Annotated in this window: 14 protein-coding genes, 1 tRNA gene and 1 pseudogene; 9 read left to right on the top strand and 7 right to left on the bottom strand. The window is 68.7% G+C overall.

Annotation, left to right across the window (positions count from 1 at the left end):
• Positions 1 to 19: 19 nt before the first annotated feature.
• From ABD374_RS01825 to ABD374_RS01840, 4 genes are all read right to left on the bottom strand, one after another.
• Positions 20 to 364, bottom strand: coding sequence for a rhodanese-like domain-containing protein (locus tag ABD374_RS01825; RefSeq protein WP_344489469.1), 345 nt, complete (start codon positions 362 to 364; stop codon positions 20 to 22).
• 93 nt (positions 365 to 457) lie between these two features.
• A complete protein-coding gene (locus ABD374_RS01830) occupies positions 458 to 1,444 on the bottom strand; it encodes a J domain-containing protein (protein WP_344489471.1) in 987 nt (328 codons plus the stop codon).
• Between the two features lie 71 nt (positions 1,445 to 1,515).
• Complete coding sequence (locus ABD374_RS01835; RefSeq protein WP_344489473.1) at positions 1,516 to 3,006, bottom strand: DUF2252 domain-containing protein; 1,491 nt, start codon at positions 3,004 to 3,006, stop codon at positions 1,516 to 1,518.
• 167 nt (positions 3,007 to 3,173) lie between these two features.
• Entirely contained in the window at positions 3,174 to 4,316 is a 1,143-nt protein-coding gene (locus tag ABD374_RS01840; RefSeq protein WP_344489476.1) for a hypothetical protein, read from the bottom strand.
• 81 nt (positions 4,317 to 4,397) lie between these two features.
• On the opposite strand from ABD374_RS01840, the pseudogene ABD374_RS01845 reads away from it, so the two are divergent.
• Positions 4,398 to 4,817: pseudogene (locus ABD374_RS01845) on the top strand (MarR family winged helix-turn-helix transcriptional regulator); the annotation flags it as partial.
• 85 nt (positions 4,818 to 4,902) lie between these two features.
• On the opposite strand, the gene ABD374_RS01850 reads toward ABD374_RS01845, so the two are convergent.
• The 3 genes from ABD374_RS01850 to ABD374_RS01860 form a co-directional block, all read right to left on the bottom strand.
• Positions 4,903 to 5,064 carry a hypothetical protein gene (locus ABD374_RS01850; RefSeq protein WP_344489479.1) on the bottom strand — a complete coding sequence of 54 codons (162 nt, stop codon included), beginning with the start codon at positions 5,062 to 5,064 and terminating at the stop codon, positions 4,903 to 4,905.
• Positions 5,065 to 5,082: 18 nt separating this feature from the next.
• Positions 5,083 to 5,472, bottom strand: coding sequence for a hypothetical protein (locus ABD374_RS01855; RefSeq protein WP_344489482.1), 390 nt, complete (start codon positions 5,470 to 5,472; stop codon positions 5,083 to 5,085).
• 640 nt (positions 5,473 to 6,112) lie between these two features.
• A tRNA-Leu gene (locus tag ABD374_RS01860) sits at positions 6,113 to 6,195 on the bottom strand.
• 425 nt (positions 6,196 to 6,620) lie between these two features.
• On the opposite strand from ABD374_RS01860, the gene ABD374_RS01865 reads away from it, so the two are divergent.
• From ABD374_RS01865 to pknB, 8 genes are all read left to right on the top strand, one after another.
• On the top strand, positions 6,621 to 7,499 hold the full coding sequence (locus ABD374_RS01865) for an FHA domain-containing protein (protein ID WP_344489484.1): 879 nt from the start codon (positions 6,621 to 6,623) through the stop codon (positions 7,497 to 7,499).
• Positions 7,500 to 7,509: 10 nt separating this feature from the next.
• Positions 7,510 to 8,019 (top strand): FHA domain-containing protein FhaB/FipA, encoded by a 510-nt coding sequence (locus tag ABD374_RS01870; RefSeq protein WP_344489487.1) that lies wholly within the window; start codon positions 7,510 to 7,512, stop codon positions 8,017 to 8,019.
• 128 nt (positions 8,020 to 8,147) lie between these two features.
• A complete protein-coding gene (locus tag ABD374_RS01875) occupies positions 8,148 to 9,695 on the top strand; it encodes a PP2C family protein-serine/threonine phosphatase (RefSeq protein WP_344489490.1) in 1,548 nt (515 codons plus the stop codon).
• Between the two features lie 22 nt (positions 9,696 to 9,717).
• Positions 9,718 to 11,115, top strand: coding sequence for an FtsW/RodA/SpoVE family cell cycle protein (locus ABD374_RS01880; RefSeq protein ID WP_344489493.1), 1,398 nt, complete (start codon positions 9,718 to 9,720; stop codon positions 11,113 to 11,115).
• The gene (locus ABD374_RS01885; protein ID WP_344489496.1) at positions 11,112 to 12,572 is read left to right on the top strand and encodes a peptidoglycan D,D-transpeptidase FtsI family protein; all 1,461 of its coding nucleotides are present in this window, start codon (positions 11,112 to 11,114) and stop codon (positions 12,570 to 12,572) included. The genes ABD374_RS01880 and ABD374_RS01885 overlap by 4 nt, the downstream gene beginning before the upstream one ends.
• A 204-nt stretch (positions 12,573 to 12,776) precedes the next feature.
• On the top strand, positions 12,777 to 13,196 hold the full coding sequence (locus ABD374_RS01890) for a hypothetical protein (RefSeq protein WP_344489502.1): 420 nt from the start codon (positions 12,777 to 12,779) through the stop codon (positions 13,194 to 13,196).
• 326 nt (positions 13,197 to 13,522) lie between these two features.
• Positions 13,523 to 14,218, top strand: coding sequence for a hypothetical protein (locus tag ABD374_RS01895; RefSeq protein ID WP_344489504.1), 696 nt, complete (start codon positions 13,523 to 13,525; stop codon positions 14,216 to 14,218).
• A 207-nt stretch (positions 14,219 to 14,425) separates the two neighbouring features.
• Positions 14,426 to 16,471, top strand: coding sequence for a Stk1 family PASTA domain-containing Ser/Thr kinase (gene pknB, locus ABD374_RS01900; RefSeq protein WP_344489507.1), 2,046 nt, complete (start codon positions 14,426 to 14,428; stop codon positions 16,469 to 16,471).
• The last annotated feature ends 100 nt before the right edge of the window (positions 16,472 to 16,571 follow it).

Here is a 16,571-nt window from a genome sequence, read left to right on the forward strand (position 1 = left end):
TACGACGGCTGCGGTGACGTCAGAGGACGAAGGCCGGGCTTCCGTTGTCGGTGACCATCGGGCGCCCGGCACCGTCCCAGGCGAGCATCCCGCCGTCGATGTTCACCGCGTCCACCCCCTGCTGCACCAGGTACTGCGTGACCTGTGCGGAACGGCCGCCGACCCGGCACATCACATGCACCCGTCGGCCGTCCTCCGCCGCTTCGGTGAGCTCACCGAAGCGGCTCACGAAGTCACTCATCGGAATGTGCAGCGCGCCCTCGACGTGACCGGCTGCCCACTCGTCGTTCTCCCGTACGTCCAGCACGAGACCGTCGGCCGGCACCGACGCCACGTCGACGGAAGGGAGCGGGGCGAAGTTCATGGGACATGCCTTCTCTCGTACGTACACAGTGTTCTCGTCGTGCTCGTCGTGCTCGTCACTCAGCGGGGAGCGGGGCTCGCCCGGCAGTGCAACCTACTGCACCAGTTTCGCAAGATCTGCCTCGCGCTCGGCGACCCGCGCGAGCAGCTGCTCCGCGATCTCCTCCAGCAGCCGGTCCGGATCGTCGGGCGCCATCCGCAGCATCGAACCGATGGCGCTGTCCTCCAGCTCCTTGGCGACCACGGACAACAGTTCCTTGCGCCGCGAGAGCCACTCCAACCGGGCATAGAGCTCATCGCGCTCCGGCTGCTGCTCCACGGGCACCGGACCCGCGGCCCACTCGTCGGCGAGCACCCGCAGCTGATCCACGTCCCCACGCCCGTACGCAGCGTTCACCCGCGTGATGAACTCGTCCCTGCGGCTCCGCTCCGCCTCGTCCTGCGCCAGGTCCGGGTGCGCCTTACGGGCCAGCTCGCGGTAGAGCCTGCGCGCCTCCTCGCTCGGCCTGACCCGCTTGGGAGGCTGCACGGCCTGCTCGGTGAGCATCGCCGACGCCTCCGGCGAGAGGCCGTCCGAGTCCATCCAGTCGTGGAACAGCTCGTCGACACCGGGCATCGGCATGACCATGGCCCGCGCCTCTTCCGCCCTGCGGCGGTCTTCCGGATCACCGGTGCGGGCGGCCGTGGCCTCCGCGATCCGGGCATCCAGCTCGTCGAGGCGCGCGTACATCGGACCGAGTTTCTGGTGGTGGAGCCGGGAGAAGTTCTCCACCTCGACCCGGAAGGTCTCCACCGCGATCTCGAACTCGATCAACGCCTGCTCGGCAGCGCGCACGGCCCTCTCCAGCCGTGCCTCCGGCCGCTCCGAGGCCTGGTCCGGGTCCGGCCCCGTGTTCTGCTCAGCGCCCCCGCCGGCGACCTGGCCGGCGGTCTCCTCACCGCTCACCGGCCCGGCGGCGGTCACCCGCCCCTCGGCCTGCTGACCGCCGGGCTGCTGACCGGCTGCCTCGTGCCCGGCTGCCTGCGGGTCCTGCGCGTCGTCGTTCCGGGTCGTCGGCTCCCCGGGAGCTTCCTGAGTCACCTGCCCAGCGTACGGGCGACCGGGGCGCGCGGTCACACCCCGACGTCACGCCCTGCGGTCACACCCCTCAGTCACACCCCCGGCTCGGCGGCTATTCGCCCGCTCTTGACCGCCGCCACCAGGTCACCGTGGTCCGCTTCCGTACGGTCCGCGTACACCACCGCGAAACGCGCCACCGCCTCGTCGAACTCCTCGTTCTTCCCGCAGTACCCGGCGAGCAGCCGGGGGTCGACGCTGTGCGCATGGGCCCGCGCCAGCAGTGCCCCGGTCATCCGCCCGTAGTCGTCCAGCTGACCGGGTTCGAGCGCCGTCGGGTCGACGCTGCCCTTGCGGTTCCTGAACTGCCGCACCTGGAAGGGTCGACCGTCGACTTCGGTCCAGCCCAGCAGAGTGTCGCTGACCACCTGCATGCGCTTCTGCCCGAGCACCACCCGGCGTCCTTCGTGCCCGGCCTCCGTCGCCCGGAATCCGACCGCCGGCAAAAAGGGCGCCAGCGCCGAAGCACGCGCCTCCTTCACCTGGAGCACCAGCGGCTGGCTCCGGTGGTCGAGGAGCAGCACCACATACGACCGCGTACCGACGCTGCCGGTCCCGACCACCCGGAACGCCACATCGTGGATCGCGTACCGCGCGAGCAGCGGCCACCGGTCCTCCGGAAGCGTCTCCAGGTACCCGCCGAGCGCCGAAGCCACCACGGCGGCCTCCGCGTCCGCCACCCGCCGCAGCACCGGCAGCGCGTCCACGAAGCGCCGCATCCCGCCGGGCCCCTCGGCCGTCGCCTTGGCGGCGAAGCGCGCACTGGTGTTGTTACGGGCCTTCTGCGCGACCCGCTCCAGAGTGCCGGCCAGATCCCGCGCGTCCACGTGCGAGACGAGCTCCTCGTCCGCGATCGCGTTCCACGCGTCCAGCACCGGCATCCTGGCCAGCAACCGCATGGTCCGCCGGTACGCCCCGACCGAGTCGAACGCCGCCTGCCGGCAGACGTCCTCACCGGCCCCGGCCTGGCGTCCCGCCAGCACCAGCGAGGCCGCGAGCCGCTTGACGTCCCACTCCCACGGGCCGAAGACGGTCTCGTCGAAGTCGTTCAGGTCCATGACCAGACGGCCGCGCACATCGCCGTAGAGACCGAAGTTCGCCGCATGCGCGTCACCACAGATCTGCGCCCCGACTCCGGTGGCGGGCGTACCCACCAAGTCGTGTGCCATCAGCCCGGCCGCGCCCCGAAGAAAGGCGAAGGGCGACTCGGCCATACGACCGACCCGTATCGGGGCCAGCTCGGGCACCCGGCCGCGGCTCGACTCCTCGACCGCCCGCACCGCGTCGGGCCGCCCCACCGAGAGCACCAGCGAATCGTGCGAAGCCCTGGGCACACGGGACCGCAGCGCCTTGCCCTCGCTCTTCGGCGAGTCCCCGGGCGAGCCCTCCGCCGTACACCGGGCGAAGCCGCGAACCTCCGGAATCCGTTTCCCGGCGCCCCCGCCCGGTCCCTCACCGAAACCCTCGCCGGACCCACCGTCGAGCCCTCCGCGCTGCCCCGACACCACTGTCTCGTTCTCGGCCATGGTGCGCCTCCTCCCCAGCCCTCGCACAGCACCGTCTGCCGCCCGTAACGGCCAACATCAACTGTTCACGACCGTACCGCCGCCCACCGACACCCGCCTCTCCCTGTGGACAACCGGCAACTGACAACCACCAACCACCAACCACCAGCCACCGAACGCCCAGGAGTTCACACCCCGACGGCCTCTTCCATCTCCTCCTCCTCCTCGGCCGCAGCCGCCCCGGACTCCGAAGCCTCTCCAGCAACCTCTCCAGCAGTCGCCCCGGCAGCCGCCCCGGCAGTCACCCCCGGAGCGCCGGCCACAGCCGCCCGTCGCCGCCGCGCCTCGGCCAGTCCCGCCGCCCCCATCGCCGCGAGTCCGGCCACCAGCCACAGGCCCAGCACCAGCACATGCCGTCCGAGCCCGTTCCCGTCGAAGTACACATGGCTGCGCGCACCCTCGATGAAACCCGCACCGTTCCAGAACGCGTGCAGCGCACCGAAGAAGCCCGACTGCAGCTCCGGCCGGAAGATGCCTCCCGAGCTGGTGAAGTTGAGCATCACGAACAGCACCATCACGCCCAGCGTCGTCCACCGCTTGAGGAAGGTGTGCAGTCCGACGCCGATCAGCAGGATGCCCGCCGAGTAGACCCAGGACATCGCCCACAGCCCGCCGAGCCCCCGGTCCACCAGGTGGAACATCGGCCCTGCGAAGACTGCCCCGATCCCGCTCACGACCAGCGACATCCCCGCCGCCAGCAGCGTCCTGATCCGCATCGGCAGCACACCGCCCGCACCGCCGATCACCGCGACCGAGGCGTACGAACCGATGCTCAGCGCGACCAGCAGGAAGAAGAGCCCCTGTCCCGTCGGGTCGCCGCTCGCCGTCGGCGTGACGTCTGTCACCTTCAACGGTTCGCCGTGCTTGGCCGCCACCTCGGTGAAGACCTTCTGGACGGCGGTGGCGCTGGTCTCCGAGGAGGCGGTGGCGACCAGCAGCTCCGGCGCTCCCTCGCCCTTCCCCGGTACGTACGCCCCGTAGACCGCCTGATCCATCAGCTGCCCGACGGCGGCTTCCCGGTCGGGCACGGTACGCACGTTCAGCGCCCCCGCGCCCTTGTCCTGCAGCGTCTGCGCGAGGACCTGCGCACTCGGTCCGGGCCCCACCACGTCCACCCGCAGATCGTGCGGGGCCGGGGCGTGGAAGGCCCCCAGATACGCGATGCCCATGCCGACGCACATCAGCAGCGGCGTGAGGAGATGACCGAGGACATGGCGCAGAGCGGCCCCGTCTCCCGTACGGCCGGGGACCGCGTGTGCCGGAGCGGACATCAGGAAAACCTCCGATGGTTGGTTTTTACAACCGAATCAATGGATGTACTCTACAACCAATACCTGGGAGGGCCAAAACACATGGACCACGCCGACAACGCCATCGACACCATTGAGCGCGAACTCACAGCATTCGCCCGCCGCGCCCGCGCGGCCGCCGCCCGCCTGCACCCCGATCTGCCCCTGGTCTCGTACACGCTGCTCGCGCACATCAACGACCAGCGGGGCTGCCGCGCCACCGACCTCGCGGCCCACTACCTGCTCGACAAGTCGACGGTCAGCAGGCAGATCGGGTCCCTCGAAAAGCTGGGCCTGGTCGAACGCCGCCCCGACCCCGACGACCACCGCGTCCAGGTCCTGCATCCGACCCGGGCCGGCGCCGAGCTCCTCAGCGCGACCCACGCCAGCCGCCACACGGCCTTCCAGGAACGCCTCGCCGACTGGAGCGAGGAAGACCTCACCCGCTTCGCCGCCTACCTCCTGCGCTACAACCAGGCAGGCCCATCAGCCCCATCAGACCCGGCAGACCCGGCAGACCCGGCAGACCAAACAAGCCAAGCAGACCAGCCGGACCAGCCAGATCCGGCTACCGCAGCGTGACGACCGCCGCCGCCCCCAAGGCCCCGTCCGTCCCGATGGCGCGTACCTCGGTCCCGCGCCCCGCGACCAACCGCTCCAGCCCCGCCGCATCCGGCTGCAGCCGCCCGCACTCGAAGACGACCAGGCTCACCCGCGTCCCCTCGGGCACCCGCCCCTTCCGCTCCCGTTACTGGGCGCACGTCACCGCGTCGCACCCGAAGTACCAGCCGAACTCCGGCTCGTACCCCGTCACCACCAGGCACGGCCGCCCTGCGCCGCCCCGATCTCCCGCGCGACCGGCACCGTCGACCAGCTCAGCCGCGTCGGCGCCGGCGTCGCGCCGTGCGCCATGACCTGTGTTGTGCCGAGCACCGTGAGCCCGGCGGTACGGTCGTACCGGCCAGCACGGTCGTACCGCCAGCACGGGGGCACTGGGCACCGACCCCACCAGTTCGGCCACCGCCTGCACCCCGAGCACGGTCAGCAGGACGACGGCGAGACAGGCGAACCGCGGTTCCCCGTCCGTCGCCAGGCCGAGGATCACGAAGACCAGCACGGCGGCCGTTCCCAGGAACACCCGCCGCCGGTCCTCAGGACGCACCTCCGGCGCCCCCACCCCGGGCGCCCCGCGCACCCCGCACCCGCCATTCCCGCCGCAGCGCCGCCCCCGCCGCCCACAGCCCCGCGGCCATCACCACCGCGCCGAGATCTCCCGCCAGCCGGCAGGGAAAGACCGCCAGGAAGCCTTGAAGCAGCGCTCACAGTCCTGAAGCACCGCCCACACCCCGGCGGCGAGCACCAGCCCCCCACCCCCAGGACGTACGCCCAGGAAGGCACCCGGCGCAGCGCGCCCACCGCCGACCGCGGGCCGGCGGACACCCGCCCCGCCCCCAGGGGCCGGGAGACCAGCCAGGCCGGCGCCGCGACAAGCAGGTACGGCCACGGCTGCCACCCCGGCAGCCGTCCCCCGAACCCGGCCACCAGCAGCACCTGCTGCACAGCTGCCGGAACCGTGAACACCACGGCCACGACGAAGGCGGCCTTCCTGCGGGCCACCCCGACATCGCCCCGCCGCCGACGAACCGCCGGACACACCGCACGACAAGCCTCAAGCCGGCCCTCGAGCCGGACCGCACGGCAGGCGGCAAGCCGGACAGCAAAAAGAAACGGACCCCATCGTGGTCAACGATGAGGCCCGGATCATGGGTCCTGCAAAGTGCGCGAGGGGGGATTTGAACCCCCACGTCCCTAAGGACACTGGCACCTGAAGCCAGCGCGTCTGCCGTTCCGCCACTCGCGCATGAGTGGTGCCGTTCGAATCTCTCACTGGTTTGTGCGAGCGCCTGACGACATGCAGAAGATTAGCACGGTGGCGAGGAGGGATTCACACCCGTTGTTGCGGGGGACCTGGGGAGAGGCGGAGAAGCGAGCAGAGGGCGGACTGGAGGGCAGGGCGAAGGCGGAACGGAAGGCGGACGAAGGGCGGAACGGGGCAGCGAACCGGAGGGGGAACGGACGGGGAACAAGGAGAGGGAACGACGCCGCCTCTCACCCACTCCTCCAGAGTGCCGCCCGGGTGCGGGACACTGTCAGGAGGCCACCTCTACGATCCCTGTGAGAGGTGACACTCATCCACTGTGCAGACAAGGGGAACCAGCCGATTTCCCGACGCGTGGATACGATCAGTAAGCAGTACCAGGACGACAACGACGGAGGAGGTGCCCCATGGGAGTTCTGAAGCGTTTCGAGCAGCGTCTCGAAGGTCTGGTCAACGGCACCTTCGCCAAGGTCTTCAAGTCCGAGGTCCAGCCCGTCGAGATCGCCGGCGCCCTCCAGCGCGAGTGCGACAACAACGCCACGATCTGGAACCGCGAGCGGACCGTCGTCCCCAACGACTTCATCGTCGAGCTCTCCACCCCGGACTACGAACGCCTCAGCCCGTACTCCGGTCAGCTCGGCGACGAACTCTCCGGACTCGTCCGCGACTACGCCAAGCAGCAGCGCTACACCTTCATGGGCCCCATCAAGGTCCACCTGGAGAAGGCCGAAGACCTCGACACCGGTCTCTACCGCGTGCGCAGCCGCACCCTCGCCTCGAGTACGTCGCAGACAGCCGCCCCCCAGTCCCCGGCCCCCGGCCACTCCCCCTCCGCACCGGCCGCCCCCCGCGGCGGCGGCTACGGCTACCCGCCGTCGGCCGCCCCCGGGGTGCCCCCCATGCCCGCGGCCCCGCCGCCTTCGCACGGCGCGAGGCCCGGTCCGGCGGCCGCCGACCGCAGACCCGCCGGACAGGGCACAGCCCCCGGCCCCATGCCGGGCGCCCAGACGCGGCGCTGGATCGAGATCAATGGCACACGCCATCAGATGTCCCGCCCGACGCTGGTGCTGGGCCGCAGCACCGAAGCAGACGTGCGGATCGACGACCCCGGCGTATCGCGCCGGCACTGTGAGATCCGGACCGGAACGCCCCCGACGATCCAGGATCTCGGGTCTACCAACGGCATCGTGGTAGACGGACAGCACACCACCCGCGCTACGCTCCGCGACGGCTCGCGGATCGTCGTGGGCAGTACGACCATCGTTTATCGGCAAGCCGAAGGGTGAAGCGGGGGCAATGTCAGAGCTGACCCTGACGGTCATGCGGCTAGGTTTCCTGGCTGTTCTGTGGCTGTTCGTGATTGTGGCCGTCCAGGTCATCCGCAGCGATCTGTTCGGTACGCGGGTCACGCAGCGCGGCTCACGCCGTACTGCGCCCGCCGACGCCAGACCGCAGCAGACCGGACGCCAGCAACAGGCTGCGGCCCCGCCGCAGCAGCGCCAGCGCCGCGGCGCCCCCACCAAGCTGGTGGTGTCCGAAGGCACGCTCACCGGCACGACGGTGGCCCTCCAGGGGCAGACCGTCACGCTGGGGCGGGCGCACGACTCGACGATCGTGCTGGACGACGACTACGCGTCCAGCCGCCATGCCAGGATCTACCCGGACCGTGACGGCCAGTGGATCGTCGAGGATCTCGGGTCCACCAACGGCACGTATCTCGACCGGACCCGGCTCACCACCCCGACCCCCATTCCGCTGGGCGCGCCGATCCGCATCGGCAAGACCGTCATCGAGCTGCGGAAGTAGTGCCACGTCATGATTGAGCGCGAGCGGAGCGAGCGAGCCGCGGCGGTCCCCACAACGGATCCCCGAAGGCTCCCGACCGGAGGGTGGGCACCGTGCGGATGTACCCGGAGCCGACGGGCGAGGTGCGCATGAGTCTGTCACTGCGCTTCGCCGCCGGATCGCACAAAGGCATGATCCGGGAGGGCAACGAGGACTCCGGTTACGCCGGCCCGCGCCTTCTCGCCATCGCCGACGGCATGGGCGGCCAGGCCGCGGGCGAGGTGGCGAGTTCCGAAGTCATCTCCACCCTGGTCACCCTGGACGACGACGTACCCGGCTCGGACATCCTCACCTCGCTCGGCACCGCCGTGCAGCGTGCCAACGACCAGCTGCGCATGATGGTCGAGGAGGACCCCCAGCTGGAGGGCATGGGCACCACGCTCACCGCCCTGCTGTGGACCGGCCGGCGCCTGGGCCTCGTGCACGTCGGCGACTCACGGGCGTACCTCCTGCGCGACGGCGTGCTGACGCAGATCACGCAGGACCACACCTGGGTGCAGCGCCTCGTCGACGAGGGCCGCATCACCGAGGAAGAGGCCACCACCCACCCGCAGCGCTCCCTGCTGATGCGCGCGCTGGGCAGCGGCGACCACGTCGAACCCGACCTCTCCATCCGTGAGGTCCGGGCCGGCGACCGCTATCTGATCTGCTCCGACGGCCTGTCCGGCGTCGTCTCCCACCAGACGATGGAGGAGACGCTCGCCGGCTACCACGGCCCGCAGGAGACCGTGCAGGAGCTCATCCAGCTCGCGCTGCGCGGCGGCGGCCCCGACAACATCACCTGCATCGTCGCGGACGTCCTCGACGTCGACGGCAACGACACCCTGGCCGGGCAGCTCAACGACACCCCGGTCGTCGTGGGCGCGGTCGCCGAGAACCAGCTCCAGCTGAACGACGGCGGCGCCATGCAGACCCCCGCGGGCCGCGCGGCGGGCCTCGGCCGGCCCGTCCCCCCGCAGTCCGCACCGGGAGGCGCCTTCGGCCCTCCCGGCAGCGGTGACAACGACGGTTACGGAGCGGCACCCGACGGCGTCTTCGGCGCGTACAGCGACGAGGACTTCGACAAGCCCCGCACCGGCCGCAGGTGGCTCAAGAGATCGCTCTGCATCGTGCTCGCGCTCGCCGTCGTCGGCGGCGGTCTGTACGGCGGCTACCGCTGGACCCAGACCCAGTACTACGTCGGCGCCAACGACGAGCACGTCGCGCTCTACCGGGGCATCAGCCAGGACCTCGCCTGGGTCTCCCTCTCGAAGGTCGAGAGGGACCACCCCGAGATCGAACTCAAGTACCTCCCGCCCTACCAGCGCAAGCAGGTGGAGACGACCATCGCCGAGGGCAGCCTCGCCGACGCGCGCGAGAAGGTCACCGAACTCGGCACCCAGGCCTCCGCGTGCAGGAAGGACGAGGAGCGCCGCCGGGCGGAGCGCGAGAAAGCGGAACGCGAGCAGGCAGCGCGTGAGAAGGCAGAACGCGAGAACGACGCGCGTACGGGCGAGGCGGGCGGCACGCCCGGTTCCGGCGCCACGACCCAGACCACCACGTCCAAGAAGATTCCGACGGCTACAGCTCCGCCCACTCCTGGCCCCAGCCTCTCCGAGGAAGAACAGAAGCTGGTCTCGCAGTGCGGTAAGCCGTAAAGCCGTAAGGGGCCTTACCACCATGAGCGTTGTCACCAACACGACCACCATCGGCGCGATCGAAGCGCCGAGCCGCCGCAACACCGAGCTCGCGATGCTCGCGTTCGCCGTCATCATCCCGGTCTTCGCGTACGGCAACGTCGGCCTCGCCAAGGACGGCAGCCTGCCCGCCGGCATGCTCGGTTACGGCATCGGGCTCAGCCTGCTCGCGGGCGTCGCGCACCTGATGGTGCGCAAGTTCGCGCCGTACGCCGACCCGCTGATGCTGCCACTGGCCACCCTGCTCAACGGGCTCGGCCTGGTGCTGATCTGGCGGCTCGACCTGGAACCGTCGATCACCACCGACGCCCTCGGCGGCGCGATGGCACCCAAGCAGATGATCTGGTCGGCGCTCGGCGTCGCCCTCTTCCTGGGCGTCCTGCTGTTTCTCAAGGACCACCGCGCACTCCAGCGCTACACGTACATCTCCATGGTCGTGGCCCTCGTGCTGCTGATCCTGCCGATGTTCTTCCCGGCCAAGTTCGGCGCGCGGATCTGGATCACCATCCCCGGTGTCGGATCGCTCCAGCCCGCCGAGTTCGCGAAGATCATCATCGCGATCTTCTTCGCCGGCTACCTGATGGTGAAGCGTGACGCGCTCGCCCTCGCCAGCCGCCGCTTCATGGGCATGTACCTGCCCCGCGGACGCGATCTCGGACCGATCCTCGCCATCTGGGCGATCAGCCTGATGATCCTGATCTTCGAGACCGACCTGGGCACCTCGCTGCTCTTCTTCGGCCTCTTCGTGATCATGCTGTACGTCGCCACCGAACGCACCAGCTGGGTCGTCTTCGGCCTCACCCTCAGCGCCGCCGGCGCGGTCGGCGTCGCCTCCTTCGCCGGCCACGTACAGTCCCGCGTCAACAACTGGCTCAACCCCCTCGCCCTCCAGGACGGCGGCGTCACCGAGACCGCCCAGGCCATGTACGCCTTCGGCTCCGGCGGCCTCTTCGGCTCCGGACTCGGCCAGGGCTACTCCCGCCTCATCGGCGGCATCGCCCCCAAGAGCGACTACATCCTCGCCACCGTCGGCGAGGAAATGGGCCTGACCGGCCTCATGGCGATCATCCTGCTGTACGGCCTCCTCATCGAGCGCGGCGTACGCACCGCCCTCGCCGCCCGTGACCCCTTCGGCAAGCTCCTCGCGATCGGCCTCTCCGGCGCCTTCGCCCTCCAGGTCTTCGTCGTCGCGGGCGGTGTCACCGGAGTCATCCCGCTGACCGGCATGACCATGCCGTTCCTCGCGCAGGGCGGCTCCTCCGTCATCGCCAACTGGGCACTCATCGCGATCCTGCTGCGCATCAGCGACACCGCGCGCAGGCCCGCCCCCGCCCCCGCCCCCACCTCCGACGCCGAAATGACCCAGGTGGTCCGACCGTGAACAAGCCCCTGCGCCGGGTCGCCATCTTCTGCGGCCTGCTCGTCCTCGCCCTGCTCGTACGCGTCAACTGGGTGCAGTACGTCAAGGCCGACGAACTCTCCAACGACCCGAAGAACCGCCGCGTCCAGATCGACCGCTACGCCCACAAGCGCGGCAACATCATCGTCGACGGCAAGGCGATCACGGGGTCCAAGGAGTCCAAGAGCAACGACTTCAAGTACCAGCGGACGTACAAGAACGGCCCGATGTGGGCCCCCGTCACCGGCTTCTCCTCACAGGCCTTCGGTTCCAGTCAGATAGAGGCCCTCGAAGACGGCATCCTCACCGGCAACGACGACCGCCTCTTCTTCGACCGTACGGTCAGCGTGTTCACCGGTGAGAAGAAGCAAGGCGGCAACGTCGTCACCACCCTGAAGTCCGCCGCCCAGAAGGCCGCGTACAAGGGCCTCGGCGACAAGAAGGGCGCCGTCGCGGCCATCGACCCGCAGACCGGCGCGATCCTGGCTCTCGCCAGCACCCCCTCGTACGACCCGTCCGTGTTCTCCGGCAACTCCAACAAGGACTCCGACAACCGGCAGAAGCTCCTCAACCACGAGGACGCGCCGATGAAGAACCGGGCCCTGCGCGAGACGTACCCGCCGGGGTCGACCTTCAAGGTGGTCACCGCCGCCGCCGCTCTCGAGCACGGCAAGGTCAAGGACATCAACGAGGCGACGGACACCCCCGAGCCGTACATCCTGCCCAACACCCGCACGCCGATGGTCAACCACGCGCGAGGCTGCGAGAACGCCAGCCTGAACAAGGCGATGGAAGTCTCCTGCAACTCGGTCTTCGCCAAGCTCGGTGACGAGGTCAGCCGGGACGAGATGGCGAAGACGGCCGAGAAGTTCGGCTTCAACAACTCCGAGATCGACACCCCGGTCCGGGCCGCCGAGAGCGTCTACGACACCAAGATGGACCGCTCCAGCAACGCGATGTCGTCCATCGGCCAGTTCAACACCGCCGCCACCCCGCTCCAGATGGCCATGGTCACGGCGGCGATCGCCAACGACGGCAAGCTGATGAAGCCGTACATGATCGACCGGCTCACTTCCTCCAGCCTGGATCTGATCGAGAAGACCGCGCCGGAGGAGATGAGCCGGCCCCTGTCCCAGGAGAACGCACAGCTGGTCCAGCAGATGATGGAGAACGTCGTCGAGAAGGGGACCGGCGGCAACGCCAAGATCGACGGCGTCAAGGTCGGCGGCAAGACGGGCACGGCGGAGAACGGCGTGGGCAACATGGGGAAGCCCTACGCCTGGTTCATTTCCTACGCGAAGACCGAGAAGGGCTCGCCCGTCGCCGTCGCCGTGGTGGTCGAAGACAGCCGGGCGGTCGGCGGCGACATTACCGGTGGCGGGCTTGCCGCACCGATCGCCAAAGATGTCATGAATGCGGTCCTGAACGGCGAAAGGTAACCCGGGCCCCCTTTGGCCTTTTCGTAACCTTCACACACAAGCGAGCGGTGACTTACACCACACTCTGCATCAAATGAAGATCATTCTGCTTCGTGATCTTGCTATGATCCCGAAGCCCTTCATTTGAAATGGGCACTTCACCCCAGTCGGCCGCGCGGAGGGCATTGAGCCCACCACCCCCAGGCCATTGACAAGGAGAGCCGCATGAGTGCGAAGAGAACATTTTCGGTGATCTCGGCGGGGGCATTCGCAGCCGCCGCCCTGACCATCACGGGTGCCACGCCCGCCGCCGCCGACACCTGCATGTCGGCGGCGGACAAGGGTGGTTACGAGATTTACTACAACTCGAACCAGGACAGCGCATGGCAGGGCTTCGCCTGGAATGACGCCAACCACTACGACGACTACTTCATGTGCAAAGGCAATGGCAACGGTTACACCCAGGTCGTCAAGAACAATGCCGCCTACGTGGTGAACTGGAACAACTCCAGCGGCGTGCGCATATACTACAACTCCAATTACCAGGGCGCTTCCCAGACTTTCGGCAAGGTGTTCAGCAGCACCTACGCAGGCCCGCTCAACTCCACCCTGAAGAACAACAACGCCTCCAGCCACTACGTCTGATGATTCCGACGGCGAGTTGCTGCACCTTTTTCAGCGACTCGCCGTCCCATTTCCTGGGATTGTGAATCCGATAGATAATGCCAGCCTCTGAGAAGCCAAGAAGCGCGGCGCTCTCGGCAACTGCCCGTATCGCCGCCGTGCTCGCTCTCGCCACCACCGCGGCTTGCGGCAGTTCCCCCACGACAACGCAGGGCGGCCCGCCGCGCGCAAGGACAGCCGCATCTCCGGCGCCGGTGCACGACATACCTCGCAATCCCGTGCCCCGCGACCTGTCACTACCGCTGGACGCATACGCTCCCGACAGCGCCCAGTCGAAGAAAATATCCATGGCGTCCGAGGCATTGAAACAGAGATGCATGCGAGCCAAGGGATTCAAGTACACCCCGGAAGAACCGCTTCCGCCCATGGGGCCGATCGGCAATGAACTGCGATACGGAAGCGCAGATTCCAAGATAGCCGCTTCATACGGGTACGGACTGACCCCCGAGCGCGATCCAGAAAAGCAGAAACAACCGGTCTCCCCGAACGCGGACATGCCGGCGGACGCGTTCAAAGCACTCACCGGATTCTCACCGAAGGAACGTGTCGACCCCCGCAAGGCCTCCGCCCCGAACCGGGGGTGCGTAAGTGAGGCCGAACAGCGTCTGTCCGAGGGCGCTCCGGACATGGGCGACCCCATGCTCGCCCAGCACCTGTCGCAGGAGAGCTTCGTGCGCTCGATGGACGACCCTAGAGTCAAGAAGGTGTTCCGAAGCTGGTCCGCCTGCATGAAGAAGAAGGGCTTCGACTACCAAAGCCCCATGGACCCGGCAAAGACCTTCACCTCCGGCGGACCTGCGGGCAATGCCGAGAAGTCCACCGCGACCGCGGATGTCTCCTGCAAGCAGGAAACCAATGTCGTAGGCATCTGGTACGCGGTGGAGAAGGCATACCAGCTCGGCTCGGTCAAAAAGAATTTCGAGCAGCTGGAAATGTTGCGAAAAAGCAATGAAACGGTACTCGAAGCGGCATCGAAGGTCTAGTTCACCCGGCGCACCGAGCCGGTTAACAGCCCTGCACCTTCCCCGAGGCACAACGCTTATCCCGCGCCCCACCGACAGCCTTCTCACGCCCCACATCCGCATACCGGTCGGATATCGACTACTGGGCACGGCCAAGTTTGCCCCGCCGCGACCGGTACCGTGTCCCAAGCAACCACACGTGGACGGTTGAGGGAGAGGTCTAGCGCTATGGAAGAGCCGCGTCGCCTCGGCGGCCGGTACGAGCTGGGCTCGGTGCTCGGCCGTGGTGGCATGGCCGAGGTCTACATCGCGCACGACACCCGGCTCGGCCGCACCGTCGCCGTGAAGACGCTGCGGGTGGACCTCGCCCGCGATCCGTCCTTCCAGGCCCGGTTCCGCCGCGAGGCCCAGTCGGCCGCCTCGCTCAACCACCCGGCGATCGTCGCGGTCTACGACACCGGCGAGGACTACGTCGACAACGTCTCCATCCCGTACATCGTGATGGAGTACGTCGACGGATCGACCCTGCGCGAGCTCCTGCACTCCGGCCGCAAGCTGCTGCCCGAGCGCACCCTGGAAATGACAGTGGGCATCCTCCAGGCGCTCGAGTACTCGCACCGCGCCCAGATCGTCCACCGCGACATCAAGCCGGCGAACGTCATGCTGACGCGTACCGGCCAGGTCAAGGTCATGGACTTCGGCATCGCCCGCGCCATGGGCGACTCCGGCATGACCATGACGCAGACCGCCGCGGTCATCGGCACCGCCCAGTACCTCTCGCCCGAGCAGGCCAAGGGCGAGCAGGTCGACGCGCGCTCCGACCTCTACTCCACCGGCTGCCTGCTCTACGAGCTGCTGACGGTACGGCCGCCGTTCATCGGCGACTCCCCCGTCGCGGTCGCGTACCAGCACGTACGGGAAGAGCCGCAGCCGCCCAGCAACTTCGACGCCGAGATCACGCCCGAAATGGACGCCATCGTCCTGAAGGCCCTGGTCAAGGACCCCAACTACCGCTACCAGTCCGCCGACGAGATGCGCGCCGACATCGAGGCCTGCCTCGACGGCCGGCCCGTCGCGGCCACCTCGGCACTCGGCGCGGTCGGCTACGGCGGCTACCCGGACGACCAGCCCACGACGGCGCTGCACTCGGCCGACGCGAGCGGCGGCCAGACCTCGATACTGCCGCCGGTCAATCCGGACGACGGCGGCTACGGCTACGACGACCGCCCGGACCGCCGCAGGCATCAGGAGAAGAAGAGCAACCTCTCGACGATCCTGCTCGTCCTCGCGGGCGCCCTCGTCCTCGTCGGCGCGATCCTGATCGGCAGAGCGCTCTTCCCCAGCGACAACAGCGCCGAAAGCGTCCCCGTGCCGACCCTGATCGGCGAGACCGTGGCCGATGCCAGAGGGCTTGCCACGAACGCCGACCTGACGCTCGAGGTCGGCGAGCGCAAGGAGTGCGAGGACCAGCCCGAGGGCAAGATCTGCGAACAGACCCCGGCCGGCGGCGAGGAGGTCGAGCCGGGCTCGGCCATCGCGGTCGTCGTCTCCACGGGCGCTCCGAAGATCGAAATCCCCGACGTCATGGACCAGACGAGGGACAGGGCGAGGGAGAACCTCGAGTCCAAGGGCTTCGACGTCGAGACCAAGTCGGTCGAGTCCGAGAAGACGGTCGGCACGGTCATCGACCAGGACCCCGCGGGCGGCACGAAGGCGGAGAAGGGCGAGACGATCACCATCTCGATCGCCAAGACCTCCAAGGCCGACGTCCCGGACGTGGTCGGCCAGGACTTCGAAGCGGCCAAGAAGCAGCTCTCGGACCTCGGCTTCGTCGTCGCCCGCGGGGAGGAGGAGTCGACCCAGCCCCCGAACTCGGTCCTCAAGCAGACCCCGGTGGGCGGCAGCCGGACCGACAAGGGCGGCACCATCACCCTCACGGTCGCCAAGGCCCCCGCCCAGGAACAGGTCGCGGTACCGTCCGTGACCGGCCAGAAGCTCAAGGACGCCCGCAAGGCGATCGAGGACGCCGGCCTGACCGTCGGCACGATCACCGACCCGCAGGACGACGAGGCCGTCGTCGTCCTCACCCAGCCCGCAGCCGGCCAGCAGGTCCCCAAGGGCACACCGGTCAACTTCACCACTGCCGCTGCCCCCGGCGGTGGTGACGGCGGCAACGGCGGCGAAGACAACGGCGGCAACGGCAACAACGGCGGCAATGACGTCGGCGGCCTCTTCGGCGGCGGCTTCGGCCGCAACGGGGGCGACCAGGACTAGGCCGTGTCTGATGGTTCTTTGATGAGGTCGCGGAGCCAGATCACGATGGCTGCCGTGGCCAGGGTGCCGTTGAAGATGTAGTCGCGTTTGTCGTACCTGG

The organism is Streptomyces enissocaesilis, assembly GCF_039533765.1.
GTDB lineage: Bacteria > Actinomycetota > Actinomycetes > Streptomycetales > Streptomycetaceae > Streptomyces > Streptomyces enissocaesilis.